At 32.8% G+C, this 366-nt stretch carries 1 protein-coding gene; it reads right to left on the reverse strand.

Annotated features, from left to right (window positions below; translation table 11 throughout):
• Positions 1-366: hypothetical protein (locus CWC11_RS23180; protein WP_212748119.1), on the reverse strand; the 366-nt coding region annotated here is incomplete at both ends.

Below are 366 nucleotides of genomic sequence, written 5' to 3' on the forward strand. Positions count from 1 at the left end.
ACGTAAATAACATCCTCTAAGCTTAAATCTGAGTAATTATAAACTTCAATTTTATCGGAATACTGTACTAATAGTTGATTCGTTTCAAAGTTATAACGTATTGATGAATAACGACCCTTAGGTATAGGTAATGGTGTTCGATTTGAACTACCATCGATAAGGTTAATGACTTTTTCACCTCGCTCTCTAGTTAAAAGAAGATATCCGTTATCCACCTCGATACCCATATGATCTTCATGTTCACTTTTTACAATAGGCGTAATTTTGTTGCTATCTAAATCAATCTGATAAGTGTCTAATAAAAACGGGTAACTAACCAATAACAACGATTTACTGTCTATAGCCTGAAAGTTTGCATAGCTTTTC

The organism is Pseudoalteromonas sp. S3178, from assembly GCF_005886985.1.
In the GTDB taxonomy this organism is placed as follows: domain Bacteria; phylum Pseudomonadota; class Gammaproteobacteria; order Enterobacterales; family Alteromonadaceae; genus Pseudoalteromonas; species Pseudoalteromonas carrageenovora.